This is a genomic window from Butyrivibrio sp. AD3002, assembly GCF_000420905.1.
GTDB lineage: Bacteria > Bacillota > Clostridia > Lachnospirales > Lachnospiraceae > Butyrivibrio.
In genome coordinates, this window is the sequence record NZ_ATVV01000003.1 from 79,344 (window position 1) to 104,825 (window position 25,482).

Below are 25,482 nucleotides of genomic sequence, written 5' to 3' on the forward strand. Positions count from 1 at the left end.
TTTATAGCCTGACTGACTATCGATTGTTTGTAAATTTGGACGGAAAAATTATGAAGAGTAAGGGCTTTGCTAAGCAATTACCAAACATCATATTTACAGCAATATTTGTTGTTGGACTTGGTATATTTTTGTATCCGTCCGTAAGTAATTATATTAATACCAAGAACCAGACAAGAGCCATTGATACATATTCTGAGGCTCTGGAAGATTTAACAAGTGCGGACTACGAGAAGTTTTGGAATGAGGCTCAAGAGTATAATGAGAAAATTGCTTCTCGCGGAATGAATTTTAATTTATCAGAAGAAGAACTGGCAGAGTACCATTCAATACTTGATCCCACCGGAACCGGAGTAATGGGACATATTGAAATAGAAAAGCTTGGAGTTGACCTGCCAATCTATCACGATGTTACCGAATCTGTTTTGCAGGTCGGCATCGGACATATACCGGGATCATCGCTTCCGGCCGGAACAACAGGCTCACATGCGATTTTGTCCGGACACAGAGGACTTCCGTCCGCTAAACTTTTTTCTGACTTGGATCAGATGATAGAAGGAGATACCTTCCTTCTGCATATAATGAATCAGACTTTTGCATATCAGGTTGATAATATTTCTATAGTACTTCCTGAGGAGACGCAGAGCCTGACGATTTATCCTGACAAAGACTATGTCACGCTGGTGACGTGTACACCTTACGGTGTAAACACTCACAGAATGCTCGTAAGGGGCAGGCGTGTTGATTATAATGAAGAATCAAGGCTTATAGTACCTGCTGATGCGACAAAGATAAATAATCTTCTTGTTGCACCGTTTATCGCAGGACCGATAATATTAGTTCTGTTTATTTGGTTTGTGATTAGTACATCAGACCATGGGAAAAAGAAAAAATCTGCGACAGTAGAGGATTTACGCAGACATTTGAGGTAAGTTTTTATGAAGATTTTTGAGAAGGTGAAAAAACTGATAGTAGGAGCTGCGGCGCTTAGCATGTCAGCGATGTTCCTGCTTCCGGGAGTGGTAGCGAGTGCAAGTTCGAATAATAACAACGGACTTGGTACCATTGACATGAATAAGGACGCTACATTGTCGGTTTACTACTACTTTAATTCCTACGGAGATATTCCTGAGTATGGAAAGATGGCAGGAGTTAACGTTAAAGCCTACAAGATTGCATCCATATCTGAGACAGGTCAGTTTACTGTTGTATCACCCTTTGACAGTCTTGGGCTTGATATTAAAGATATGTATTCAATAGCAGACCAGGATAAGTGGAATAACATCATTACAGAGGCGAGCAAATGTATCGCGGCAAATGGTGTTCAGCCCAGTTATACAGCTACTTCCGATGCAGAAGGTTATGCAAAATTCGGAAAAGTTGATAAGGGTCTTTATCTTGGAATAAGTGATCCGCTTGTAATTGATCAGATTCAGTATAAATACTGGGATTTCCTTTCAGTAGTTCCGGGGCCTAACAACCTCGAAGAGAATCAGGGTAACGGATGGGACGGAACATGGTCAAATGCATCCTATGATGTAATTGCTATTCCCAAAAGAGAGGCTGTTCACCTTGAAGATGATCCGGAACCTTTCAGTGTGTATAAGCAGTGGATTGATAACGGCGGAGAGGACAGACCAAAGTCAATTACAGTTAAGATTTACTGTGATGGAAACCTTCTCGAGACTGTAGATCTTTCAAATGAAAATAACTGGCAGTACAGTTGGCAATATGAAAAGGGGCATAATTTTACGGTAGAAGAAGTAATGAATACCGATGATTATACTTCAAATGTTTCAAGAAATGAGAATTCATTCATTGTTGTAAATACTAAGAATCCTGAAACTCCTGAAACACCGGATAAGCCGAACAAGCCAAGTAAACCTACAAAACCTGATAATCCGGAATCACCTAAGACACCGGAAAACCCGGATACACCGAATAATCCGACACCGGATGATACGCCTGATGTACTTGGAGCTATCAGAGACTTTATCGGAGAGCTTCCCGAGGTTTTAGGTGCAAGAAGACTTCCTCAGACAGGACAGCTTTGGTGGCCGATTCCTGTACTTGCTATTCTGGGTATACTTCTTATAGTCTTTGGATTTAGAAGTGAGAAGCACAGAAAATAAATCTGACAGCTGGAGATAAGGTAGAAAAAAGTGTTTATAGTCCTAAGATGATTTGGACATGACACAAATAATGGGGGCTTGCTTTAAGAATAAAAGGTGGGCTTAACATGAAAATAATTACAAAAGGTAGAATAATGATCCTTATGGGATTCCTGTGTTTTGGAATTGCCGCTAATATCATAGTGCATAACCAGAACGAGGATCTTGAGGCCGGAGTAAGTGCAGCGGGGCTCCTTGAAGGGGTTGAGGCACAGGTAACAAATGCTCCTATTGATATGAATCCTACGGGACCGATGAAATCAGTTGATGTAAATGGACAGTCCTTTATAGGAATAATTGATATCCCGACTATTGACATAAGACTTCCGATACAGACAGAGTGGTCTTCCGTGAATGCCAAGACTTCACCCTGCAGATATAAGGGTTCTGTATATGAGAACGACCTGATTGTTGCGGGACATAACTATCAGAGGCATTTTGGTAATCTGAAAAACCTGGTTGCAGGAGATACAATCATTGTGACCGATGTAGATGGAAGAAAGTACTACTACGAGGTTACCTATATTGAGGACATAGGAACCTATGAAGTCGACAAGATGGATGAAGGAACCTGGGATTTCACAGTATTTACCTGTACCATCGGAGGCGCAAGCCGTGTGACTGTAAGATGCGATTTTGTTAAGGTTGAAGCACCGGGCTCCGGAGACGAGATAACCAAGGAAATAGAAGACGCTATTTCAGCAGATGAAAATCAATAAAGAAGATATAAATATTAAAATCCGGTTCGAGTTTTTTTCTCGAACCGGATTTTTTATACACCTTGCAGTGATTATTATCTGATGTATCAATCCTTATCTGTCTGCATATCCTGCAGTTTATTTGCCTGCTGGAATATCTCGAGAAGTATTCCCTTGAAGTCATCAAACTGACTTACAGCTGTATCGGCAGCCCGGGCACCGTCATTGGATAGAGCGGCAACCTCCTGGCTTGTTGCGGACAAATTACTGATTCCATCATTTATTTCAGTGGTAGAAGATGCAATAGTCTGCATGCCTCGCTCGATATCACTGAATCTGTTAAGCATATCCGTTACATTTGCGTTAATACTGTCAAAATTGTTTCCTACGGTTTCAATCATTTCATTCTGCTCTGTTACGGATGAAATGCTGTCATCGATACTTGCCATAGCTTTCTGAACATCTTCGGTAAGCTCGTTTATGATTCTTGTAATCTCGGTTGAAGCGTTGTTGGTTTCGCCTGCAAGGTCGCGGACATCATTAGCAACAACCGCAAATCCTTTTCCGGCCTCACCTGCTCTGGCAGCCTCAATGCTGGCATTTAGTGCCAGGAGGTTAGTCTGTTTGGAAATTGACATGATAGCGCCAACAATTTTCTGGACTTCTTCAACCTTATTGATAACGGCTTGAGTTGCTTCTACTGTAACCTGGCTGGTAGCAGCTACATTCTGTGATTTTTCCTTGAGTTCTTCGATAACCCTCACACCTTCCTGAACCGTATCCTGGGTCTGTTTTGATACACGGGACATCTCCTGTGTGTGTTCTTCTGTGGTCTGTGTCTCGGACTGAATCTGCTGAACCTTGTCGGCCTGATGGCTTATGGCCTGTGAGGTGCTTTCCATGCTGCTTGCTATATCATTCATCCCGGACTGCTGAGACTCGATGATCTCCTGAAGGCTGGATAAGTTGCTCTGTGAGTTGTTGAAAAGATCGGTGATTGTATTAGCTATTTCAGCCATCTGATTACCGGTTTTCAACGACTTTTCAGCATGACGATTGATTTTATCATTATTTTCATTGTTGAAGTTGGTAAGAAGACCTACAACACTTAAGCTTGTGATGAATGCAAGAGCAAGAGTAATAAGCGGAGGTACATATTCAAGAGAAAGCTTGCCTGAGGCAAGAGCCTTGATGCAGGTAATTGCAAAGGAAAGGGTTATTGCAGCAATACCAATTCGGGAAAGTCTGATATTTAAATAGATCATACTGCTGATCAGAATTGGGAGTCCGAATGCGAAGTAAATCAGATCATCGGACGCGATAAGCAAAACGAAGTAGAAGATTGTAGCACCGCCCATGATAAGTACTGATCCCTTTTTTACTTCGGGATATTTATAATTGCCTGCAACCACCATAAGTATGCCGAATATGGCGCTGATAATTATAGCTATAACACCAAGCGTTTGTCCTTTACCAAGCAGATTATTCAATGCAAGAACTGTGCCGCTGGCAATAATGATAATACAAACAATAAAACTGACTTTATTGGCGCGCCTGTACTGTTGTGCATTCATAGGCCATCCTTTCTGCTACGCTTAATTCGTGCATGTTAAATGTTCACTATATATCATTTTGATTTTAACATGCACCCAGTGCAAATTTACTGAAAAGGGATTAAAAAAATAATAAAAAAACGATAAAACCATCGTCTGCGAAGGCAGGAAATAAAAAGTGTGTTATTATGGTAGATGATATATTTAGATGTTAGCGTTTGCTCAACAAATATTTAATATAGAGATGAGAGGTATATATAATGGCATTTGAAAAATTACAGCCCACAGAGGTATTTAAATGGTTTGAGGAAATATGCAGAATTCCACATGGATCGGGAAATCTGAAGAAGATCAGCAGTTTTCTTGTAAAGTTTGCGAAGGACAGGGACCTTTACGTTCGTCAGGACAACGATCTTAATGTAATAATAAAAAAGCCGGGAACCAAGGGCTATGAGAAGCATGCTCCGGTTATCCTTCAGGGACATATGGATATGGTTGCGGTTAAGGAAAAAGACGCAAAGATCAATATGGAGAAGGACGGACTTGATGTAAAAACAGACGGGGAGTTTGTATGGGCTGATAAGACCAGTCTTGGCGGAGATGATGGTATAGCTGTGGCTTACTGTCTGGCGCTTCTTGACAGCAAAAAGATTCCGCATCCGCCCCTTGAAGTCATCATTACTACTAATGAAGAAGTTGGAATGGATGGAGCAATGGCTCTTAAATGCGATGACATCGAAGGTAAGAGGATGATAAATATCGACAACGAGGAAGAAGGCGTGATGATCGTAAGCTGTGCAGGTGGCGCAAGATTTCATGGATATCTTCCTTTGACAAGAGAGAATAAGAGCGGAATAAAGGTTAAGATACATGTTAAGGGGCTTCAGGGTGGACATTCCGGTGAAATGATAGGAAAAGGCCGCGGCAATGCCAATGTGATCATGGGCAGACTTCTTCTCGAGATAACCGATGCTCTCGAGGTTGGTATTATAAGCCTTAACGGCGGTGTTGCCGACAACGCGATTGCTACAGACTGTGAGGCTGAGCTTTTGCTTATGGGATTGGCCTCTCAGATGCACGGTAATATTGTAGGACCTGATGTATCTTTCTTCTCACTTTTCGGAAAACTGTCTTCAATTGCTTATAAAGTGGAAGCTGATTTCAAGGCAGAACTTGGAAGCAGAGATCCGGGACTTTCAATTGTTGTAGAAGAAGTACATGAAAAGACTCTCGAGCCCGAAAAGACCGATATTTCAAATATGGCATCCGTAAATCTTGATTCAAGTGTTGATACCTTTACGGAGACTCATGAGAAGAGAGAAGTGGTTTCAGGAGTTATTCCGTGCGCAGAGGTTATAGAACTCGCAAGATGCATATGTGCTATGCCTTACGGTGTTCAGTCAATGAGTTCATCCATTGAAGGTCTGGTTGAGACTTCACTGAATCTGGGCATACTGAAGATAGTAAGCAGTCAGACCGGAGCGGTTGAAGGAAAAGGCGCTGCGAGCCAGAGCGCCGGAACTATGGATGAGGCCTTCCTTCTTGACTATTCTGTCAGAAGTTCGGTTGCTCCCGCAAAGGAAGCTCTTATCCGTAAGATGGAGATAATAATCGAGGGCTTTAACGGAATATTTGAAGTCACCGGAGAATATCCCGGATGGGCATATGCTGAGAAGTCTGAGCTTAGAGATACAATGGCCAAGGTCTATAAGGAACTCTATAAAAAGGATATCAGAATTGAAGCTATTCATGCAGGACTTGAGTGCGGTCTGTTTTCCGAAAAAATCGATGGCCTTGATTGTGTCTCAATAGGTCCTGATATGCAGGATATTCATTCTACAGGTGAGAAACTCAGCGTTGCTTCTACAAAGAGAACCTGGGAGTACCTGTGTGAGGTACTTAAAGCACTGTAATTTCATACCAATTTGATATTATTATTTAGAAACTAAAGCGCAGGAATAATAAAGGCCTGCGCTTTTTTCTATGCACTAGGAAACTGATAATAAAAAATCGGATAATCACAAAAAAATGTTCTTGTCAAGTACGAATTATGAACAGAATTATTCATATTTCGTAACCAAAAGTGAAAAAATAATTCATATAATTATATAGTCGAATGAAAATTTTAATCTTAGGAGGGATTATGAAGAAGAGTATAGTGAGAAAACTTGCTTTTACACTTGTACTTGTGCTGATGCTTCGGACCTTCGTGTCTGACTATAACAGCATTGGTGTAAGAGCGGACGAGGGTACAAATGAAGAAGTAACCTCAGTTGAAGAAACAGTTCGCTTAAGCGAAGTGTTTGAAAACACAGAACCTTCAACTGAAGTAGCTGAGATAGCTGAAGTTCCCGCTGCACCTGCAGAGGAACCTGAAGCACCTGCAGAGGAACCGGAACAGCCGGCAGAGGAACCGGTAGTTGCAGAAGAACCTCAGACAGTAGAAGAGCCGGCTACCGCACCTAGTGCTGAAGAAGGAAATGTCGAAGAGGCTCCCGCACCTGCAGAGGGCGAAAGCGTAGCTCCTGAAGCAGCTCCTGCTGAGACGCCTGAAAATGGTGAAAACGGAGAAACTCCTGCAGAGCCTGAAGCACCCGCTGCAGCTGAAGAAGCAGCTCCTGCTGCAGAAGAACCTGCTGTAACTCCCGCTGAAGGCGGAGAGACCGTAGAAGAAGCTCCTACTGTAGAGAAGGGCATGCTGGTTGTTTCTGTTATTAAGGATAGCGAGACAATATATTTCGATACCTTTAATCAGAACACAGGCGCAGAAGTTACTTTGACTGACTATTTTACTTCTATAGATCCTACCGATGAGGCAGGTAATGTAGATATTACTGAGAAAGATGCTGTTGCTGCAAGACTTACAGAAGGCTTCTACAATTGGGCAGCTGCCAATGTTATTCCCGGTGAGAATAAGATAGTTGAGTGGAATAAGATTTCTCATGTAACAGGAGAAAAATGGTTTATCGAGGGCGCAATCATTGATGATCCCGATGCTACTGTTGAAGAGACACCTACTCCTGCAACTACTGTTTATGCTCAGAGCCCGTCAGATGGAAATGCTGAAGGCACAAAGACAGAAAAAAATGAAACATCCGGTGGAAATGGTAGTGGCAATACAACTGGTGAGGGTGAAACATCAGGTGGAAATACTGAAGTGCCTGTAATAACAACTTATAATGTAAAAATATTTATAAGCGATAATGATGGCAAATATACAGATGCTCCTTCATTTGTGTTCAACTCAACTGATGAGGTAAATCCTTTTGGTAACCTGAAAGCTGTAGTTGATAAGTCATTAACTCTCACTCCGGAGAATAATGTTTCTCTTGGAAACACTATATATAGATTCGATAAGGAAAATAAAAACAATGTTACTACTATCGACAAAGTAGTAGATAATCCGAATAATGATCCTGATACGAATGCTTTTGTAATATATTACAAGGTGGATCCTAAATCATTAGGAAAAACAAAGGTAGCATATTATGTGCTTCTTCCTAATCAGCCAATACCGGCTAATTCAACTCAGCAGGATGATAAGAATTATTATCCCGAGATGAACAAAGGTTATAGCTATGAGAAGTGGCTTGGAACCGCACATAGAGATCTCTACGCAATACCCGATAGTGAAAGAGACGGGAACGGAAACGTTTGGGATCCTACAGGAGCCAGGATTAATGCTGAAATTGATACTGTGCCGACAGATCTGATAGATGCGGATTTTGTGAACGATGACGTATTGAAGAAGTATAAAGTTCTTGATGAAACAACTAATGAATTAAGAAGTCCTAAGGCAAGTGATATCACATGGTATGTGTACAAAAATGTTGGAGATAAAGCTAAAGGTGAAAAGGCATATCATATTGATGGATACCTCAACCGCGCTTATGTAACAGTTAGATATCATGCAAATTATCCTAAAGATGTTAAGGGTGAGCCGGATGTTGTTCCGTTTGAGAAACAGCTGACAGGATCATCACATGTACTTAAAGAATATTCCAAAACAGATGCAAGTGATGATAAAGGAGTATTTACTAAGGCACCTGAAGGATATTCATTCCTTTGCTGGATGGATAAAGACGGAAAATACTATGATCCCGGCGACAGCAAAATTCTTATGAGTGATACAGACTTCTATGCAGTCTGGTTGCCCGATTCGATTATAACAATTATTATTAAGATCAAGGCTGCATCAGATCAGGACGGCCGCGATACATATATTAAGTATGATGGTTCAAACCACCGTGGAAACATGGATGTAGATGTTGTTGTTGATACAGAAACTATTAAGAATGCTCTTGACGGTTTGGATCTTAACAGTAGTGCTGTAACGCCTGAGCCCAAAGCTGTTTCACTTTCTGAAGCATTGCAGATAAAAGCTCTTTCTTCAGGAAAACCTGTAGCCCTTAATGAGGGTGCTGCTGAGGAAGATAAGGTCTTCGCTGTAGATGATAAGAAGGTCGAGGTTAGCCTTGATAATGGTATTAAGTTTAACATTACTGTAAGTGGACTTACAGTAACAGGCGGATACGGTAAGCACGTTCTTCCAGATGGAGCAGGATATCCGATATCTGTTGAGACCAAGAATAAGAAGATTACTGTTGAAGGACTTAAGAAAGACATATCCGATAAGTTCAAGATAGTTTTTGATTCCGGAATTTCAGTAAATGCAGAAGAGAAGCAGCCTACAAGTGCCGTAATCGGACATCTGTATATCCTTCCCAGAGAGGTTGAGCTTGTTTCTCCTTCAGCAGAGAAGCTTTATGACGGAACACCTCTTACAGCTACTGATATCACAGTAGGTGCAGACGGATTTGCAACAGGCGACAGTGCAGAGTATACTGATTTTGCTTCTCAGACAGAGGTCGGAAGCACACCTAACACATTTAATTATAAGCTTGTGAATGTGGTTCAGCCTCTTGATTACAGTATTAAGCAGGTTACCGGAACACTTACCGTTAAGGATAATCCGAAGAGTGATCCGCCGAAGGATCCTGAGACTCCTGACAAGCCGGATAAGCCGAAGAAGCACAATAAGCATGAAAAGCCTGATAAGCCGAAGAAGACTAACCACTATGATCCGACACCGAATAACGATAATCCTCCCACAGAGGAAAAGAAGGTTCTTGGTGCAATCAGACCTATGAACGGTTCTGAGGAGAAGGGTGAAGTACTTGGCTCAAGAAGAGGAGCAACAGAAGATTCCACAAATACAGCAAGACTCTTTGTTCTTATAGGAGCAGCTGCAGCATTGGCAATTCTTCTCTTCGTAGGAAAAAAGAAAAAACGAGAAGTGCAGTAAGAGCTTTTCATAAAATCTGACAACGCAGAGCGTCACGAAATGTGGCGCTCTGCATTTTTTATGCTACAATAGCTGTATAAGTTTTGAGAGGGGAGTGAGAATTATGAGCAGAGAAAGCGGAATTCTGATGCCGGTTTTTTCACTGGCGTCTAAGTTTGGTATCGGTTGTTTTTCAAGAGAAGCCTATGATTTTGTGGACTTTCTTGAAAAGTCTTATCAGGGCTTCTGGCAGATTCTTCCTATTGGACCGACAGGTTTTGGAAATTCTCCGTATCAGCCCATTTCAGCTTTTGCGGGCAATCCTTATTTTATTTCACCGGAGAAGCTTATAGAGGAAGGCCTTTTGACCTGGGACGATATTAACGGTATCGATTTTGGAAGTGATCAGGAAAAAGTCGATTACGGAAAGCTTTATGAAAACAGACCATTAATTCTCAAAAAAGCCTATGAGAATTTCCTCAAAAAAGGTGATATGAAGGCCTTTAAGGAATATAGGAAAACGCATGAATACTGGCTTGAGGATTATGCGCTTTATGTTTCGATAAAGGCTGCTCAGGATGGAAAATCATGGCTTGACTGGCCTGAGGATATAAGAAAACGAGACCCCAAGGCTCTTGATAAGGCAAGAGGCGAATTTAAGGACGAGATAGAATTTATCTGCTTTGAGCAGTTTAAATTTGATGAACAGTGGAAAAAGCTTCATAAATATGCCCTTGAACACAAGGTTAAGATTATCGGTGACCTTCCGTTCTATGTGGCTATGGACAGTGCTGACAGCTGGTCGCACCCCGAGGTTTTCCAAATGGATAAGGATCTTGTTCCTAAGGCGGTTGCCGGATGTCCTCCGGATGCTTTCTCAAAGGATGGCCAGCTTTGGGGTAACCCTGTTTACGACTGGGACTATCTTAAAAAGAACGACTATTCCTGGTGGGTAAAGAGAATAGAGCGCAATTACGAATGGTTTGATGTCATCAGAATCGATCATTTCCATGGCTTTGCTGAATACTATGAGGTCCCTTACGGCGATAAGGATGCAAGGGGCGGAAAGCAGATGAAAGGCCCCGGAATGGATCTGTTTAAGGCGCTGGAGAAACAGCTCGGTAAGCTTAATATGATTGCTGAGGACCTCGGCACCACTACAGAGGAGAATATAAAGCTCCTCGAGGATTCGGGATTCCCCGGGATGAAGGTTCTGCAATACGGCTTTACAAGCTGGGACAGCATCTATGTAAATCATAGGCACACGAGAAACAGTGTAGTATATACCGGAACTCACGATAATACTCCGACCTTTGCATGGGTTCAGGAGATATCGGACGGAGAGCGCGATTTTACCAGAAGATATATCAATTCGCTGCATACGAACTACGGTGCTCTTGTCTGGGATATTATAAGAGAAGCATACAGATCGGTGGCGGATCTGTGTATAGTTCCTCTTGTGGATTATCTCTGTAAAGGAAAAGAAGCAAGAATCAACACGCCCGGAACAGCTGACGGCAACTGGATGTGGAGACTTTTGCCAAACTATCTGTCGGAGGATCTTGCCAGAAGTATAAGACTGATGGCAGAGACCTACAGCAGAATACCGGCAGCACCGCCTAAGAACGAATCAGAGGAAGAATCAGAAGAATAAAGATGATATATAAACCCATATCTGCCGGCTTATGCCTGGTGATGTGGGTTTATTTTTTGCAAAAATATGCCGATATATATAGCGAAAGTATACATGAGAGTTAGATGCATGAGTGATAATGACTAGTAGTTTATGGAAACTTTGGACTGAGGGCATATTATGAGTTACGATTTATCCTCTTCTATGGGAAGACTGACAGATTTATATCTTGATAAGACAGGACTTTCGGGCAGTGGATCACTGCTTTCTTCCGATGGCATTTACAGACTTGGAAAAGGTAACAAAAAGAGCGCCGTAGATGCTATTTCCAGTTCTTTTTCAAAAGCTGACGAAGCCAAAGAGAAGGTGGGAAAAGAGTTTTCCGATGTCTATGATTCACTCCAGGCTATGCGTACTCTGAATAATACAATGAGGCAGAGCTATGATATGAATCACAAAGAGGACAGAAAAAAGCAGTCCATGGATCGCCACTCGGCCATGAATTTCTCCAAGGGCAGTAGCAGGATCATGGATATGCTCAGTACCCAGATAAACACTGAGATGGACAACAAGGTATCCAAAGCCATGAAAAACGGGATAGATAGCATTACAGATAATAAATCTGAAAAAAGATAAAAATATTAAAGCTTATCCATCAGAAAAACAGGCCTGATGGATAAGCTTTTTTGATATTATTGCTTTTTATTCATGCCTTACAACTTCGAATCTCTCAAGACTAATTTCTTCCCCTTTGGGGATCCCCGCCTTCTGGCAGGCAATATTTATCTGCTGTATTACACTGTCAACTCCATCGAGATTAGGAAGGAGAAGACCGCGCTTATATCCGCTTCGAACTATTACTCCGTAGCGCTTAACATCAAGTTCGTCCGGTGATGATATGGGCTCCGGCTCATCAAGAACATCCACGCTTATCTCAAGCCAGGGGAGTTCATCCGGCGTTATCATCGGGAATCTTGGATCGTTAGTTCCTGCGCTTATGGCATTTTGCAGGATTTCCTCTGCTATGCAGCCGCAGGTCGGTGCTATGGTTCCGATGCAGCCTCGAAGGGCACCGTTTTTATGTATCGAGACGAAAGTGCCCGCCTGGTTTTTATACATTTCCCTGGGCAGATCCATATCCATAACGTCCTTTACATGCAAGGTTTTACCTGCGTTGACGTAGTTCTCAAGTGAAAATCTGGCAAGCTTTACATAAGGATCTTCATCCTTTTGCCTCTCTCTTAGTTCATCTAACTTCTCATCTCTCCATATATCAAGAAAATGCCTGCTCTCATCAGGGCCGCCTACCTCAAAACGGCAGATTCCGTAGCCTACTCCAAAGGTTGCAGCGTGGACAAGAGCTTCGGACTTTACGGAGAGACCGTCAAGCGCACCCGCCATCATTACAAAGGATTTGTGTCCGCATTCAGCAGCTTTTTCACAAAAACTGTCTTCAAATTCAAACAGACGCTTGAAGTCGCCGCTGCCACAGACGTCCATTATACGCTCGTCGTACTGTGGTCCTTCCGGAGCAAAGCCGTAGGGGCCTTCTTCTTTCATCTTATGAGAAAGATCACCGCTTGCAACATAGACTATACGTCTTCCGGTTTCGTTCACAGCCTTCTGAATAATCTGCCCCATCTGGTAATGGAGTGCCAGAGGAAGGCCGGAGAGTCCAATTCTAACCAGCTTGAAATCAGTATATTTTTTGCAAATGAAATAAAGCGGAATGATTGTTCCGTGATCCAGGGAAGGGTCGCGCTCGCCCATAGTGCCTGCGGGGAATTCATGCAGAGCCAGACCGCCCTGACCTTCGCTATCTGAGTCGTTAGCCTTGTCAGATGCGTCCATGCCGCCCTTTTCAGCAATCCGGCAGATGGTGCTTACCAATTCTTCATCATATTCGGCGTCAAAGCTTACCTGCTCAGCATTAAAACGAGCCATATCTCCATAAGCAGTTTTCCCGGGAGAAATATGAAAATAATCCGCATACATGATGCTGTGAGGACTGGAGATAACGATAGTATCAGGTTTGAGGCTTGCAATTTCGTCAGCTACCTTCTCATAAGCTGCTGTTACTTCGGAAATCTTTTTCTCCTCGCCATCACCTACTTCGGGTAGGATAATAGGCGGATGAGGTACCATGAAAGCTCCTAAAATCGGCATAATTTTTTCCCCCTTTTAGCATAATTATACACTATATTGTGATATAATAAGCAGGTAATTCAAACAACTATATTTAGGAGGAGTCAGAAATGTTTTGTACTAATTGTGGAGCAGAAAATCCCGATAGCTCCAAATTCTGTACCAATTGCGGTGCGCCTCTCGGAGTTCCGAATCCGGGTCAGGGTGCAGGTCCCGAGGTTAATCAGAATGCGGGCATGGGTTCAATGAATGATCAGAATAGCGGTTTTATACCTCAGAATGATCAGCCTGTTGGCTTTGATCCCCAGAATTCAGGCGGTTACAACAGCTTTCAGCCTAATCAGCCCGCGCCCTACTACGGAGGCGGAATTAGCGGAAGAAGCATTGCTCTTGCAATCGTTCTTTCAATTGTTACCTGTGGTATTTACAGTATTTACTGGTTCATCGTTCTTACAGATGAGTCCAATCAGCTCAGCGGACGCAGCCATGAGACATCAGGTGTAATTGCGTTCCTGCTTACTTTTGTAACCTGTGGTATTTACGGATGGTACTGGGCTTACAAGATGGGTGAGAAGACTGATCAGATCAAGAATACTCCGAACGGAAGCTCTGCTGTTCTGTTTATCATTCTTCAGATTGTTGGTCTCGGCATCGTAAACTATGCACTTGCACAGGATGCAATCAACAAAGCAGTTGGATTCCAGGGTTAATCCCTAATTCTATACATACAAGACCTAAAGGGGGACATCATGATTCACGTTTTGCAAGGTGATATCACAAAAGTTACAGGTTTTGGAGCAATCGTTAATCCGGCTAATAATTCTCTTCTGGGTGGAGGCGGTCTCGACGGAATGATTCACAGAGCTGCCGGACCTCAGCTGAAAACGGAATGCCGCAGGTTAAACGGCTGTGAAACCGGTGATTCCAAACTTACGCTTGGTTATAACCTTCCATGTGATTTCATAATTCACTCCGTAGGTCCTGTATGGATGGGCGGTACGGCAGGCGAGGAGGAGCTTCTTTCCTCCTGCTATGTCAGCGCTTTGAAAATCGCCCTCGAAAATGGCATTCGCAAAATCGCATTTCCTTCCATTTCTACAGGTGAATATGGCTATCCCGTTGATAAGGCTGCAAAGCTTGCTATAGCTACAGTCTCTGATTTTGTTGCCGAAAATCCGGACGCCTTTGATGATATCAGCTTTGTTGTTCCGGATGATCTGAGCTTTAATACATATTCTGAGGCTGCAAAGGAAGCTGCACCGAAGAAAACAGAGCCTAAGAAAAAGGCGGAGCCAAAGAAAAAGAGCGCAAAAAAGGCTAAAGAAAAAGTCGCAGACATCGAGCCCGGGAGTGAAGATGGCGCTAATGAAACGGGGAATACAGATGAAGCTGCAGAAAATGAAGCTGTAGAAACTACTTCGATGAGCGAAGTGCCGGGTATAGAATTGCCCGTCCCAACGGTTTCTCCTTCTTTGCCCGGTGCTCCTTACAATAAATATCATATCGACTGGCTGATTGATGAGGTTGCAAATGGCAATGAACATACTTATGTATGTTTCTTTCTTGCAGAAAAGACAAGTGAATACTGTCAGTTTTCTCAGTGGTATAAGGGAAAACCGATTTTCATAAACGGAAGAAAATATAGCACTGCGGAGCAGTATATGATGTCTGAAAAGGCCCTGCTTTTTAATGATTTCGATACTTACAGTAAGATCATGAACGAAGAGGATCCTGCCATCTGCAAAAAGCTTGGCAGAGAAATCTCAAATTTTGATGAGGCTGTATGGAGAAGCTGCAACCGCGAAATTATCTTTAACGGTAATATCGGGAAGTTCCTTTCCGATAAGGACTTTGCCGATGTACTACTATCTACAGGTGATGCTGTGCTGATAGAAGCAAGCCCCACGGATGATATTTACGGAGCAGGTTTATCGAAAGAAGAACTGCTGTCCGAGAGCGGGGAACTTCTTATTCCACCGCAGAACTGGCATAAAGAAGAATCCGATTTTCAGGCCAAGAATGAATTGGGCTTCGTGCTCATGGCTGTGAGAGATTGGTTTAAGGACAGGTAGCCCCTCATCCGGCGCTGCGCACCACCTTCCCCCAAAGGGGGAAGGCTTTTTTATTGCGTTGAACATCGCCTTCCCCCCAGGGGGAAGGTGGCGCGCAGCGCCGGATGAGGGGAGCGCTTGACAAACTCTACTAAATAAACTATTATCCTAAGTGTACTAGTTACAATAGTACACACCAAACAGGAGGATGACATGCTGATAGAGATTGATTACAGAGACAAAAGACCTCTGTACGAGCAGATTTCAGGGAAAATTGAAGAGCTGATCCTTTGCGGCGTGATAAGTGCTGATGAAGCGCTTCCGTCTGTTCGGTCGCTTGCCATGGATCTTTCCATCAATCCCAACACGATTCAGAAGGCATACGATGCTCTTGAGCAGAGAGGGCTATGCTACTCTGTCACGGGAAGGGGGAGATTCGCAGCATCGGCAGACGAAGTACTTCCTGCGAAGAAGCGGGAGATACTGGATGAGCTTGACGCAGTTGTTGATAAGGCCGCAAAGATCGGTATGACTTCTGCAGAACTAATCGACAGAGTCAGTAAGAAAATGACCACTTAGCACCACTTTTTTCGGAGGGGAACCTCACAGGAATGTGAGGACAAAGAAATGAAAAAACAGGAGGAAGTGTATGATTCAGGTAAGTAATTTATCCAAAAGCTTTGATGATATACAGGCGATTGCCGGTATTGACCTTACCATAGACGACGGTCAGGTCTTCGGACTTGTGGGGACAAACGGCGCAGGTAAGAGTACATTTTTAAGATTGGCGGCAGGGATTCTCAGGCCGGATACAGGTTCCGTAATAATTGACGGGAGGCCTGTTTATGAGAATCCGGAGGTAAAAAAGGATCTTTTCTATATTTCGGATGACACCGCTTTCTTTCCGAATACAACACCGAAGGAGATGGCCTTTTTCTACGGTTGCATCTATCCCGAATATGATATGAAGAGATTTGATACTCTCATGGGAAACTTTGGACTTGATAAAAACAGAAAAATAAAGACTTTTTCAAAAGGAATGAAAAAGCAGCTTTCAATTATACTTGGTATCGCAGCAAATACCAGATATTTGTACTGCGATGAGACCTTCGATGGTCTTGATCCTGTGATGAGACAGGCGGTTAAGAGTCTTTTCATGGGAGACATGGCTTCGAGAAAATTCACACCTATTATCGCATCCCACAACCTCAGAGAATTGGAGGATATCTGCGATACAGTAGGACTTCTTCACAAGGGAGGAATACTTTTATCCAAAAACCTTGATGATGCTAAGGCGGATGTACATAAGCTGCAGTGCGTATTCAGGGATGATGTCAGCAGAAAGAGGATAGAAGAGAGGTTGTGTATTCTCACCACAGAGGAACGGGGAAAACTCGTTACAATGACCATCAGAGGTCAGGAGGATGAAATAAACGACGCTTTAAGAGCGGAAAGTCCTGTTTTCATGGAAATTCTTCCGCTGTCTCTTGAGGAGATATTTATAAGCGAAACGGGGGTAGAGGGATATGACATCAAAAAGATTATTTGCTGATCTGCTTAAGGAAAATTCCAAAAGGAGGCTCTGGCCCATCGCACTTTCAATTTCGGCAAACTTTTTTGCACAGATAGTTCTGGCGGTTCTGATGATAGGACGCTACAAAGAAAGAATTATCGATGGGCGAACAACAATTTATGATGTGAGAGGAGCATTCTATTACGAAGTCGGTGGAATGCAGAATGTTGCGATTTTCTTAATTCTTCTTGGGCTTTCTCTGCTAATTGCGCTCCAGGGCTACAGTTACCTCTTTGACTCCAGGCAGACGGATCTTTATTATTCGCTTCCGGTCAAAAGGACTAAGCTCTTTGATGTTGCCAATCTCATGGGAATTATAGTGTTTGCGGTGCCTTATATTATCTGCCACATAATAACAGTATTTATGGGGCTTTCAAGAGGCTATGTTGAGGCAAAAACGCTTCCCCTTTATGCAGCATCTGCGCTGATAGTAATACTTGTTTATATTATGTTTTACGAGGTTTGCGTGCTCGCCGCAGTTCTTACAGGACATGTTGTGATTGCGGCTCTTGGCTGCGGAGTATTCTTCTTTCTTGGTCCTGTTGTGGCCACTTTGAAAGAAGTACTGATGGGAACATTTTTCGGAAGTTATGCATCTGACGTACCCAGATCAGGCTTATTTAAGGGCTCACCCATAACACTGTCGACTGATCTTGTGAATGCACTTCGCGGGGACGGACAGTATGAGATAGCATTCCGCTTTGGCCGTGCAATAGTACCATTTATATTAACAATTCTTATTGCAGTGGCAGGGTACGGCCTTTCTAGGTTTCTGATCACAAAGAGACATGCTGAGGCTGCAGGAAAAGCGATGGCCTTTGATATTACAAAGCCTGTTATTAAGGTTGTTATGCTTGTGGTAGCTTCTCTTGGCGGCGGAATAACAATGTTTTACATCGGTGATACCAGAAGTCTCGGAAGCTTTATCTTCGGAATGGTATGCGGCCTTATTGTGGTACACTTTGTAATTGAGACAATATATGAATTTGATTTTAAGGCAAGCTTTAAGCACTTTGGTTCATTTTTTGTTGGCACGGGAATTGCTGCGGTTTTACTGCTTGCGCTTGTGTTTGATATCTTTGGCTATGAGAGCTGGCAGCCTATGCCTGACAAAGTTGAGAGTGTTGCAATCGATGATTACCTGGTATTTGCAAATCTTCACTGTCCTCTGTACAGAACAATGGATAATCCCGAGGATAATTTATATTACGACTGGGGGACAAGTGATTCCGAGTTCATTTTCCGAAACATGAAGCTTAAGGACATGGAAAATGTTGAAAAGCTGACAAAACAGGGAGCCATAAATGCCAAGAATAACCACAGAGTAGCTTATCGTGGTGACCGGTATGGCCAGAGTGAACTTGCTGTGATTCGAGAGGACGGGAAAATAGCCTATAACACAATAATAAATGTTCAGTGGAACATGAAAAACGGTAAAAAGATCAGAAGAACATACTATGTTGATCTTGATACCGATGAACTGGTGAATGCTTACAAAGCTATCTACAATAGTGATGAGTATAAATACGGGAAATTCCCTGCTTTGACTATGGAGCCAAACGAGATCGATAAGATCGGCTATGAAACACTTTCAGGTTATTTTGAAGAGAATATAGGCTCTGCAAAAATGAAAGAATTCCTTGAGGCTTACAGAGAAGACGTGATGAATCAGACCTTTGACGATTTGACAAAGGAGCTTGCAAGCATAGAAATTTCAGGTTTAAAGAATACCGATAATCCGTATGACAGTAATTATTTATATAATTTCTTCATATTCCCGTCCTTTACAAAGACAGGAGAGTTCCTCAAAAAGAACGGAATTCCCACCGATTGGAAGGATGGACAGGATAAGATTGTTAAGGCCACAGTGGGTATGACAATTTATACAGAAGACGGTGAATACGGTCATGATGAGTATTGGACCAGTGAGAATACAAATGAAATAAATGATGTTCTCAAATACACCGTACCGGAATCACTTTATGGAGCTACAGGCGATGTAAATGAAAAGTGGAGAGGCTTCACCTATGACCGAGAGAAGTTTGCGAATATCAGCTTCAGCACAGATATTGAGGGCAGCAATGAAACAAGGTCATTATCTACACTCCTCTTCAATGAAAAGGAACTTCCCCAGGCTGTTGTAGATCTCTGCTTCCCGGATGCGGCTGAGGATGAAGTAGGACAGGCTGATAACGGAAACGTGGGCTGGACAGACTGCGTATCATTAAGGTAAATGTATTGCTTCACAGACGGATGAGGGGAATATCACCTAAATTGGCTATATATTTTTATAGATAATCACATAATAAATACTATTTACAAAATCACAGCAAAATGTTATTCTATTATATAACTATAGGTTACTCTACCCTGAGTGGCGGAGTATTGGGAAGGATCCTAATCACATTATCACTCTGCAGATGGTGTGACGAGCAGTCAGTTAATGGTGGGGACCGGAGATGAGGCTGCGGCGCAAAAATGGATTTATCCTTTTTCACGGAGGAAAGAAAGGAGCGCACATATGATAGGAGGCATAAGCAATAATAGTTATTCCAACTACTCTCAATACGGCAAGATAGCTAGCGGTAAGAAGTTACAGAGTGCTGCTGACGATGCTGCCGGACTCGCTATCAATGAGAAGATGGAAAAAGAGCAGAGAACCATGAAGGTTCAGGCCAGGAACGGACTGGAGAACATTGGCCAGCTGAACATTAAGGACGGCGTACTTGATGGTGTTACCGATTATCTTCAGAGCATTCGTGAGAACGCAGTTTATGCTCAGAACGGAACACTTTCAGCAAGCGACAGGAGCGATATTGCAAATGCAAATTCACAGCTGATGCAGGGAATCGGCCAGCAGCTTGACTCATCCCAGATGAAATCACTTGGACTTGATAAGCTTGATGTTAACAATCTCGATTCCATTGATGCAGCAATTGCGAATGTAAGCAATGCAAGAGGCGAGGTAGGTGCAGTAACAAACGGATTTGAGCACAATGTAAGCTACAGCAACATTGCAAGAGAGAACCTCTTAAGTGCTCAGAGCTCAATAGCTGATACCGATATTGCACAGGAGGTCACAGAGCTTAAGAAGAACCAGACACTGGATGCATATCGTCTGCAGATGCAGAAGAAGCAGCAGGATGATGAGCAGCAAAAGAGCAACATGATGAATCTTATGCTTTAATCAGTGGGAAAACCTTCTGAGGTTACAACTTCATAATTATCCGTAATGAACATTACGTAGGTATCGGGGATGGACTCAATGAGCTTCATCCCCTTTTCTATGCCGTAAATATAGCAAATAGTTGAGAGAGCATCACCGTCCGCGGAAGAATCTGATATTATAGTAACACTGTACAGATTATTTTTTATCGGAAAACCGGTTTTAGAATCCAGAATATGATGATAGAGTTCGCCGTCTTTTTCAAAATAGCGGTCGTAAATTCCGGAGGTTACAACGGATTTGTCTGAAAGAGAAAGAGTTGTTATGGGATCATTTTCATCGCCAAAGGGTCTCTGGACGCCTGTGGTAAAGTCTGTGAAACCACCTGATTTATTCGGCTTTTGGCCAATCAAAAGCACATTTCCGCCAAGATTTATGATCCCGCTGTTTATGCCTCTTTCCAAATAAAACTGCTTTAATTTATCAGCGATATATCCCTTGGCTATTCCGCCAAGATCAAGCTCGGCTCCTTTATCAAGGAGGCGGACAGTGTACTCCCCATCGTCTTCATTTAATTCGACATTTTTATAATCTACATGTAAAAGAGCATCAGACATGATGGGAGATTCCGGAACTGCCTTGTCGGAATCTGCATGAAAATTCCAAAGATCAGTAACGGTTCCGATCGTAGGATCAAAAGCTCCCTCGGAGAGCTCGGCATATTCAAGCGCTTTTTCTATGAGCTCATAGGTGTCTTTGCCAACCACTACGGCGCTGCCGCCGGCATGATTGATGTTCCAGACATCGCTTCCTTCCTTTTTGTTCGAAAACAGATTCTCATATCTGGAGCACTCGGTCAGACACTCTGATAGAAATTCGTCGCAGCTTTTTTCGGCATCAGAGTTTCTTGTGAAAAACGAGGAATCCTCTGATACAAAGTCCTTGTTGTAGGCGGTAAGAGTTATCACGGTATCAAAGAAGAAACCGACTTTCTGACTTGACTCATCATTCGGGACCTTGTTGCAGCCTGAGAGCATAGAGCCGGTAAAAAAGCATATGAACATAAACAATACCCGCAGGTAATTGCGGGTATTTACTGACATTTTGTTTTGTATTTTTAATGTATGTGATTGCATAAAATATATGATCCTTCGAAGATTATTTATGCATCCATGGCCATGCGCTCTGATTTACCGGAAGGAGAGGAGAGCTTCATGATCTTGGGTGAAATGCGGATGCTGGTATAGAGGGTTGCATATTCCGAAGCGGACAGATCCTCTATATAATTAAGCATATAATTTTTATCGTAACCGTTTTTCTTCAAAATATCGGCTGCCTTATTATAGGCGATGGCAGCTTCATTTTCAGTATTGTATTTTCCTACCACAAAATTTCCGTTTACATGAATCACAACCTTATACTTCAAAAATCCGCGCTCAGCGTACTGCCTTACGCCGTGGTAGCGATTAAGGATCTGGATATTTTCATATCGAAGGTCATTGGAGTTACCGTTGGCAAAGCGGTAGTCACGCCCTTCAACCGCATAACTTCGGATTCCGTAGCGGCTTAGGATGCTGACCTGGGAGCCATAGTCAGCCACGAAAAGATGTGAACCTCTCTTCATTATCTTATGTGATGAATAATAGAAGAGATCGTCAATATCAAAAATAAGTGTGTGGCTCGGTGAGAGATAGTAGAAAAAGTACTTTTTCTCAAGATAGATGGGCGTAGGAATATAAAGCCCTTTGTCTCTGAAGTTGATAAGAACCACAAACTTTTCAAAGGGCAGAGGCTGCCCCTTTTTATAGGAGTCTATTGTGCAGCTGCTGTCAGAAAGTACGGCTGCAGCCTGATCGTAGACCTTCCCCGCGGTCTTCTTATCGGCAAAGGACCCCAATGCTATGTGCTTCCCCCTGAAGGTGATGGACGCTCTGTAGGATTTCGTCCCGTCCTTCAAACTTGTTTCATACACCCCCGTAACCTTACCAGTCATTTAAGTTTACCCCCATAAGCTTAAATTCAGTTGTGTATTTATATGCAGTTTTGTGGTATACTTTGTACTCAAAGTAATGTCATAAGAAAATCGTTCAAACACTCATCAGTGTAGAGTCGTCTTTTCATTATTCTATCATATTAGACAGCACTTAGAAAATAAGAAAAACAAAGGAGCGTGGCAACATGAACGTTATGTATTCAAGTACCAGAGGTGATAAGAAGAAGGTAACAGCTTCACAGGCTATTCTGCAGGGGCTTGCTTCGGATGGAGGACTTTTTGTTCCCGACAGCATTCCGAAGCTTGATAAGAGTCTCTCAGAGCTTAAGGAGATGGATTACCGCGAGACAGCTTATCAGGTTATGAAGCTTTTACTGTCCGATTTTACTGAGGAAGAGCTTCGCTACTGTATTGAACATGCCTATGACTCCAAATTCGATACACCCGAGATGGCACCCATGACCGAGGCTGACGGAGCATTTTATCTGGAGCTCTATCATGGAAAAACCATCGCATTTAAGGATATGGCACTTTCAATTCTGCCTTATCTTATGACCACAGCTGCCAAGAAGAATCAGATCAAGAATGAGATCGTTATTCTTACCGCTACCAGCGGAGATACAGGAAAGGCAGCACTTGCAGGCTTTGCTAATGTGCCAGGAACAAGAATCTGCGTATTCTATCCCAAGAATGGCGTATCACCTATCCAGGAAAAGCAGATGGTAACTCAGGAGGGAGACAACACCTGCGTTATCGGAATTGAGGGTAACTTTGACGATGCTCAGACCGGAGTTAAGAAGATATTCACAGATCCTGATTTTGCAAAGGAACTTGATGAGAAGGGCTTCCAGTTTTCATCAGCTAACTCCATCAATATAGGACGACTTGTTCCTCAGATTGTATATTATGTTTATGCATACACAAGACTCCTTAAGGAGGGCAGAATTGCAGAGGGAGACCCGATAAATGTTGTGGTTCCCACAGGTAACTTCGGTAACATCCTCGCTGCATATTATGCAAGTAAGATGGGACTTCCGATCAAGACCTTTATCTGTGCATCAAACTCCAACAAGGTTTTATATGATTTCTTTAAGACCGGAGAGTATGACAGAAACCGTGAGTTCGTGCTCACAAGCTCACCTTCAATGGATATTCTCATCTCATCTAACCTTGAGAGACTTATTTATCACATCGCAGGTGATGATGCAAATGCAGATGCTTCCTACATGAAGGAACTTTCTGAGAACGGAAAATACGAGATTACAGATTCTATGAGAAAGGAGCTTGACTGCTTCTACGGCGGATTTGCCACAGAGGAGGAGACAGCTTCCGCAATAAAGAATCTTTTTGACAACACAGGATATCTTATCGATACACATACAGCAGTTGCTTCAAGCGTCTACGACAGATATGTAAAGGATACGGGCGATAAGACTGTTACGGTTATCGCATCTACCGCAAGTCCTTACAAGTTCACCAGAAGCGTTATGCAGGCTCTCGGGAAAGACGATGCAAGTCTTGACGATTTCCAGCTTGCAGACAAGCTCTCAGAGGTTTCAGGGGTAGAGATTCCTGAAGCAGTTACCAGCATTCGCGACGCTAAGGTTAGACACGATAAGGTTGTGGCGAAGGATGCATTGGCTGATGCAGTGAGAGAGTTCTTGCGTTGAATGTAACCCCTCATCCGGCAGCTTTGCTGCCACCTTCCCCCAGAGGGGGAAGGCAAAAAATAAAGCCTTTTCCTTCTGGGGGAAGGAAAAAAATAAAGCCTTCCCCCTCTGGGGGAAGGTGGCGCAAAGCGCCGGATGAGGGGATGAAACAGGAGGTTGTATGGGAATGAGTCATAACGAGACAAACATTTACACAGATAACACACCACAGTTATCCGGTCTCGCGCAAATTGTTGAGACCGCCGATCGGATAGATCCTGAACTTTTCACAAAATTTGATGTAAAAAGGGGACTGCGTGACTTAAACGGTAAGGGCGTACTGACAGGCCTTACAAATATATCCACCATCAATGCCACAAAAGAGGTAAACGGAGAGAGAGTACCGGCAGACGGTGAACTGTACTACCGCGGAATAAATGTTAAAGAGATCGTTCACGGAACAGCAAGCAAGACAAAGTACGGATTTGAGGAAGCAGCGTATCTTCTTTTATTCGGAAAACTTCCCAATAAGGATGAACTCCAGGGTTTTACTGAGCTTCTGGGCTTTTACAGATCTCTGCCCACAGGCTTTGTAAGAGACATCATCATGAAGGCACCCAGCCGTGATATGATGAATACCCTTTCAAGGAGTGTACTTACGCTTTATTCCTATGACGATCATGCTGACGATGTTTCTATGCCCAATGTACTCAGGCAGAGTCTTCAGATGATAAGTCTGTTCCCGCTCCTTGCTATTTACGGATACCAGGCTTATAACCATTATCATGAAGGGAAGAGCCTTTTTATACATCCGCCGAAGGCAGAACTGTCTACGGCTGAGCATATTTTGTATCTGCTTCGTCCGGACAGTAAGTATACTGAGCTGGAGGCTAGACTATTAGATATTTGCCTGATTCTTCATATGGAGCACGGTGGTGGTAACAACTCGTCCTTTACGACTCACGTTGTGAGCTCATCCATGACAGATACTTATTCCGTTATTGCTGCGGCTATCGGTTCACTTAAGGGACCCCGTCACGGCGGCGCGAACATTAAGGTTATTCATATGTTTGAGCAGATGGAAAAAGAGCTTAAGGACTGGTCCGATGAGGAAGAGGTCAAGGAGTATTTGAAGAAACTTCTTCACAAGGAGGCCTTTGACAAAGCAGGACTTATCTACGGTGTAGGACATGCTATCTACTCAAAGTCCGATCCAAGAGCAGTGCTCCTTAAGGAGTACACTGTACAGCTTGCTGAGGAGAAGGGCATGGAAAAAGAGCTTGCCCTCTATGAAGCTGTTGAGAGACTTGCACCCGAGGTTATCAGCGCAGAGCGCAAGATGTACAAGGGCGTAAGTATAAATGTCGACTTCTACTCAGGTTTTGTTTACAAGATGCTCGAGCTTCCCGAGGAACTCTTTACACCGATGTTTGCAATTGCGCGTATCGTCGGCTGGAGTGCGCACAGAATGGAAGAGCTTGCTAACAACAGCAAGATTATTCGCCCTGCTTACATGGCAGTAAGCGACTATAAAGACTATATCCCTATGGAAGACAGGTAAAATGCCTT

Annotated in this window: 19 protein-coding genes and 1 pseudogene; 16 read left to right on the top strand and 4 right to left on the bottom strand. The window is 43.0% G+C overall.

What is annotated here, in order from left to right; all coding sequences use genetic code 11:
* Positions 1 to 50 precede the first annotated feature (50 nt).
* The 3 genes from G596_RS0103845 to G596_RS20785 all read left to right on the top strand — a co-directional run bounded on the left by G596_RS0103845 (position 51) and on the right by G596_RS20785 (position 2,887).
* On the top strand, positions 51 to 929 hold the full coding sequence (locus G596_RS0103845; RefSeq protein WP_022760521.1) for a class C sortase: 879 nt from the start codon (positions 51 to 53) through the stop codon (positions 927 to 929).
* Between the two features lie 6 nt (positions 930 to 935).
* A complete protein-coding gene (locus tag G596_RS0103850) occupies positions 936 to 2,129 on the top strand; it encodes a Cna B-type domain-containing protein (protein WP_022760522.1) in 1,194 nt (397 codons plus the stop codon).
* Positions 2,130 to 2,236: 107 nt separating this feature from the next.
* Positions 2,237 to 2,887: a sortase gene (locus G596_RS20785; RefSeq protein ID WP_022760523.1), complete on the top strand. Its 651-nt coding sequence runs from the start codon at positions 2,237 to 2,239 to the stop codon at positions 2,885 to 2,887.
* A gap of 86 nt (positions 2,888 to 2,973) precedes the next feature.
* Here the strand turns inward: G596_RS20785 and G596_RS23445 are convergent, their stop codons facing one another.
* Positions 2,974 to 4,440 carry a methyl-accepting chemotaxis protein gene (locus G596_RS23445; protein WP_022760524.1) on the bottom strand — a complete coding sequence of 489 codons (1,467 nt, stop codon included), beginning with the start codon at positions 4,438 to 4,440 and terminating at the stop codon, positions 2,974 to 2,976.
* Between the two features lie 239 nt (positions 4,441 to 4,679).
* Between G596_RS23445 and G596_RS0103865 the strand changes: the two genes are divergently transcribed.
* From G596_RS0103865 to G596_RS0103880, 4 genes are all read left to right on the top strand, one after another.
* A complete protein-coding gene (locus G596_RS0103865) occupies positions 4,680 to 6,332 on the top strand; it encodes an aminoacyl-histidine dipeptidase (RefSeq protein ID WP_022760525.1) in 1,653 nt (550 codons plus the stop codon).
* 230 nt (positions 6,333 to 6,562) lie between these two features.
* Positions 6,563 to 9,724 carry a hypothetical protein gene (locus G596_RS23450; protein ID WP_022760526.1) on the top strand — a complete coding sequence of 1,054 codons (3,162 nt, stop codon included), beginning with the start codon at positions 6,563 to 6,565 and terminating at the stop codon, positions 9,722 to 9,724.
* A gap of 103 nt (positions 9,725 to 9,827) precedes the next feature.
* Positions 9,828 to 11,357 (top strand): 4-alpha-glucanotransferase, encoded by a 1,530-nt coding sequence (gene malQ / locus G596_RS20800; RefSeq protein WP_022760527.1) that lies wholly within the window; start codon positions 9,828 to 9,830, stop codon positions 11,355 to 11,357.
* A 159-nt stretch (positions 11,358 to 11,516) separates the two neighbouring features.
* A complete protein-coding gene (locus G596_RS0103880) occupies positions 11,517 to 11,972 on the top strand; it encodes a hypothetical protein (RefSeq protein ID WP_022760528.1) in 456 nt (151 codons plus the stop codon).
* Positions 11,973 to 12,038: 66 nt separating this feature from the next.
* Here G596_RS0103880 and amrA read toward each other — a convergent pair whose 3' ends face one another.
* The gene (amrA, locus tag G596_RS0103885) at positions 12,039 to 13,502 is read right to left on the bottom strand and encodes an AmmeMemoRadiSam system protein A (protein ID WP_022760529.1); all 1,464 of its coding nucleotides are present in this window, start codon (positions 13,500 to 13,502) and stop codon (positions 12,039 to 12,041) included.
* Between the two features lie 89 nt (positions 13,503 to 13,591).
* Here amrA and G596_RS24310 point away from each other — a divergent pair, with 89 nt between their 5' ends.
* The 7 genes and pseudogenes from G596_RS24310 to G596_RS0103920 all read left to right on the top strand — a co-directional run bounded on the left by G596_RS24310 (position 13,592) and on the right by G596_RS0103920 (position 20,292).
* On the top strand, positions 13,592 to 14,191 hold the full coding sequence (locus G596_RS24310) for a DUF4234 domain-containing protein (protein WP_022760530.1): 600 nt from the start codon (positions 13,592 to 13,594) through the stop codon (positions 14,189 to 14,191).
* 39 nt (positions 14,192 to 14,230) lie between these two features.
* A pseudogene (locus tag G596_RS25930) lies at positions 14,231 to 14,716 on the top strand (macro domain-containing protein); the annotation flags it as partial.
* Positions 14,699 to 15,553 (top strand): NADAR family protein, encoded by an 855-nt coding sequence (locus G596_RS25935; RefSeq protein WP_442855842.1) that lies wholly within the window; start codon positions 14,699 to 14,701, stop codon positions 15,551 to 15,553. The pseudogene G596_RS25930 and the gene G596_RS25935, both read left to right, overlap by 18 nt.
* 192 nt (positions 15,554 to 15,745) lie before the next feature.
* Complete coding sequence (locus G596_RS0103905; protein WP_022760532.1) at positions 15,746 to 16,111, top strand: GntR family transcriptional regulator; 366 nt, start codon at positions 15,746 to 15,748, stop codon at positions 16,109 to 16,111.
* A 70-nt stretch (positions 16,112 to 16,181) separates the two neighbouring features.
* Positions 16,182 to 17,084, top strand: coding sequence for an ABC transporter ATP-binding protein (locus G596_RS0103910; RefSeq protein ID WP_022760533.1), 903 nt, complete (start codon positions 16,182 to 16,184; stop codon positions 17,082 to 17,084).
* Positions 17,059 to 19,338: a DUF6449 domain-containing protein gene (locus G596_RS0103915; RefSeq protein ID WP_022760534.1), complete on the top strand. Its 2,280-nt coding sequence runs from the start codon at positions 17,059 to 17,061 to the stop codon at positions 19,336 to 19,338. Before G596_RS0103910 ends, G596_RS0103915 begins: the two co-directional genes overlap by 26 nt.
* A 288-nt stretch (positions 19,339 to 19,626) precedes the next feature.
* Complete coding sequence (locus tag G596_RS0103920) at positions 19,627 to 20,292, top strand: flagellin (protein WP_022760535.1); 666 nt, start codon at positions 19,627 to 19,629, stop codon at positions 20,290 to 20,292.
* Here the strand turns inward: G596_RS0103920 and G596_RS0103925 are convergent.
* Together G596_RS0103925 and G596_RS0103930 are read right to left on the bottom strand one after the other, a co-directional pair.
* The gene (locus G596_RS0103925) at positions 20,289 to 21,335 is read right to left on the bottom strand and encodes an FAD:protein FMN transferase (RefSeq protein ID WP_022760536.1); all 1,047 of its coding nucleotides are present in this window, start codon (positions 21,333 to 21,335) and stop codon (positions 20,289 to 20,291) included. The two genes, G596_RS0103920 and G596_RS0103925, sit on opposite strands and share 4 nt — an antisense overlap.
* Before the next feature lie 98 nt (positions 21,336 to 21,433).
* Positions 21,434 to 22,264: an AP2 domain-containing protein gene (locus G596_RS0103930; protein ID WP_022760537.1), complete on the bottom strand. Its 831-nt coding sequence runs from the start codon at positions 22,262 to 22,264 to the stop codon at positions 21,434 to 21,436.
* 185 nt (positions 22,265 to 22,449) lie between these two features.
* Here G596_RS0103930 and thrC point away from each other — a divergent pair, with 185 nt between their 5' ends.
* Positions 22,450 to 23,934, top strand: coding sequence for a threonine synthase (gene thrC / locus G596_RS0103935; protein WP_022760538.1), 1,485 nt, complete (start codon positions 22,450 to 22,452; stop codon positions 23,932 to 23,934).
* A gap of 166 nt (positions 23,935 to 24,100) precedes the next feature.
* Positions 24,101 to 25,474, top strand: a complete 1,374-nt coding sequence (locus G596_RS0103945; protein WP_026671186.1) for a citrate/2-methylcitrate synthase — start codon at positions 24,101 to 24,103, stop codon at positions 25,472 to 25,474.
* The last annotated feature ends 8 nt before the right edge of the window (positions 25,475 to 25,482 follow it).

Bases quoted from the DNA above. Each gene is read 5' to 3' on its own strand.
- G596_RS0103845 (WP_022760521.1), top strand. From the start codon at position 51: ATGAAGAGTAAGGGCTTTGCTAAGCAATTACCAAACATCATATTTACA.
- G596_RS0103850 (WP_022760522.1), top strand. From the start codon at position 936: ATGAAGATTTTTGAGAAGGTGAAAAAACTGATAGTAGGAGCTGCGGCG.
- G596_RS20785 (WP_022760523.1), top strand. From the start codon at position 2,237: ATGAAAATAATTACAAAAGGTAGAATAATGATCCTTATGGGATTCCTG.
- G596_RS23445 (WP_022760524.1), bottom strand. From the start codon at position 4,440: ATGAATGCACAACAGTACAGGCGCGCCAATAAAGTCAGTTTTATTGTT.
- G596_RS0103865 (WP_022760525.1), top strand. From the start codon at position 4,680: ATGGCATTTGAAAAATTACAGCCCACAGAGGTATTTAAATGGTTTGAG.
- G596_RS23450 (WP_022760526.1), top strand. From the start codon at position 6,563: ATGAAGAAGAGTATAGTGAGAAAACTTGCTTTTACACTTGTACTTGTG.
- malQ (WP_022760527.1), top strand. From the start codon at position 9,828: ATGAGCAGAGAAAGCGGAATTCTGATGCCGGTTTTTTCACTGGCGTCT.
- G596_RS0103880 (WP_022760528.1), top strand. From the start codon at position 11,517: ATGAGTTACGATTTATCCTCTTCTATGGGAAGACTGACAGATTTATAT.
- amrA (WP_022760529.1), bottom strand. From the start codon at position 13,502: ATGCCGATTTTAGGAGCTTTCATGGTACCTCATCCGCCTATTATCCTA.
- G596_RS24310 (WP_022760530.1), top strand. From the start codon at position 13,592: ATGTTTTGTACTAATTGTGGAGCAGAAAATCCCGATAGCTCCAAATTC.
- G596_RS0103905 (WP_022760532.1), top strand. From the start codon at position 15,746: ATGCTGATAGAGATTGATTACAGAGACAAAAGACCTCTGTACGAGCAG.
- G596_RS0103910 (WP_022760533.1), top strand. From the start codon at position 16,182: ATGATTCAGGTAAGTAATTTATCCAAAAGCTTTGATGATATACAGGCG.
- G596_RS0103915 (WP_022760534.1), top strand. From the start codon at position 17,059: ATGACATCAAAAAGATTATTTGCTGATCTGCTTAAGGAAAATTCCAAA.
- G596_RS0103920 (WP_022760535.1), top strand. From the start codon at position 19,627: ATGATAGGAGGCATAAGCAATAATAGTTATTCCAACTACTCTCAATAC.
- G596_RS0103925 (WP_022760536.1), bottom strand. From the start codon at position 21,335: ATGTTCATATGCTTTTTTACCGGCTCTATGCTCTCAGGCTGCAACAAG.
- G596_RS0103930 (WP_022760537.1), bottom strand. From the start codon at position 22,264: ATGACTGGTAAGGTTACGGGGGTGTATGAAACAAGTTTGAAGGACGGG.
- thrC (WP_022760538.1), top strand. From the start codon at position 22,450: ATGAACGTTATGTATTCAAGTACCAGAGGTGATAAGAAGAAGGTAACA.
- G596_RS0103945 (WP_026671186.1), top strand. From the start codon at position 24,101: ATGAGTCATAACGAGACAAACATTTACACAGATAACACACCACAGTTA.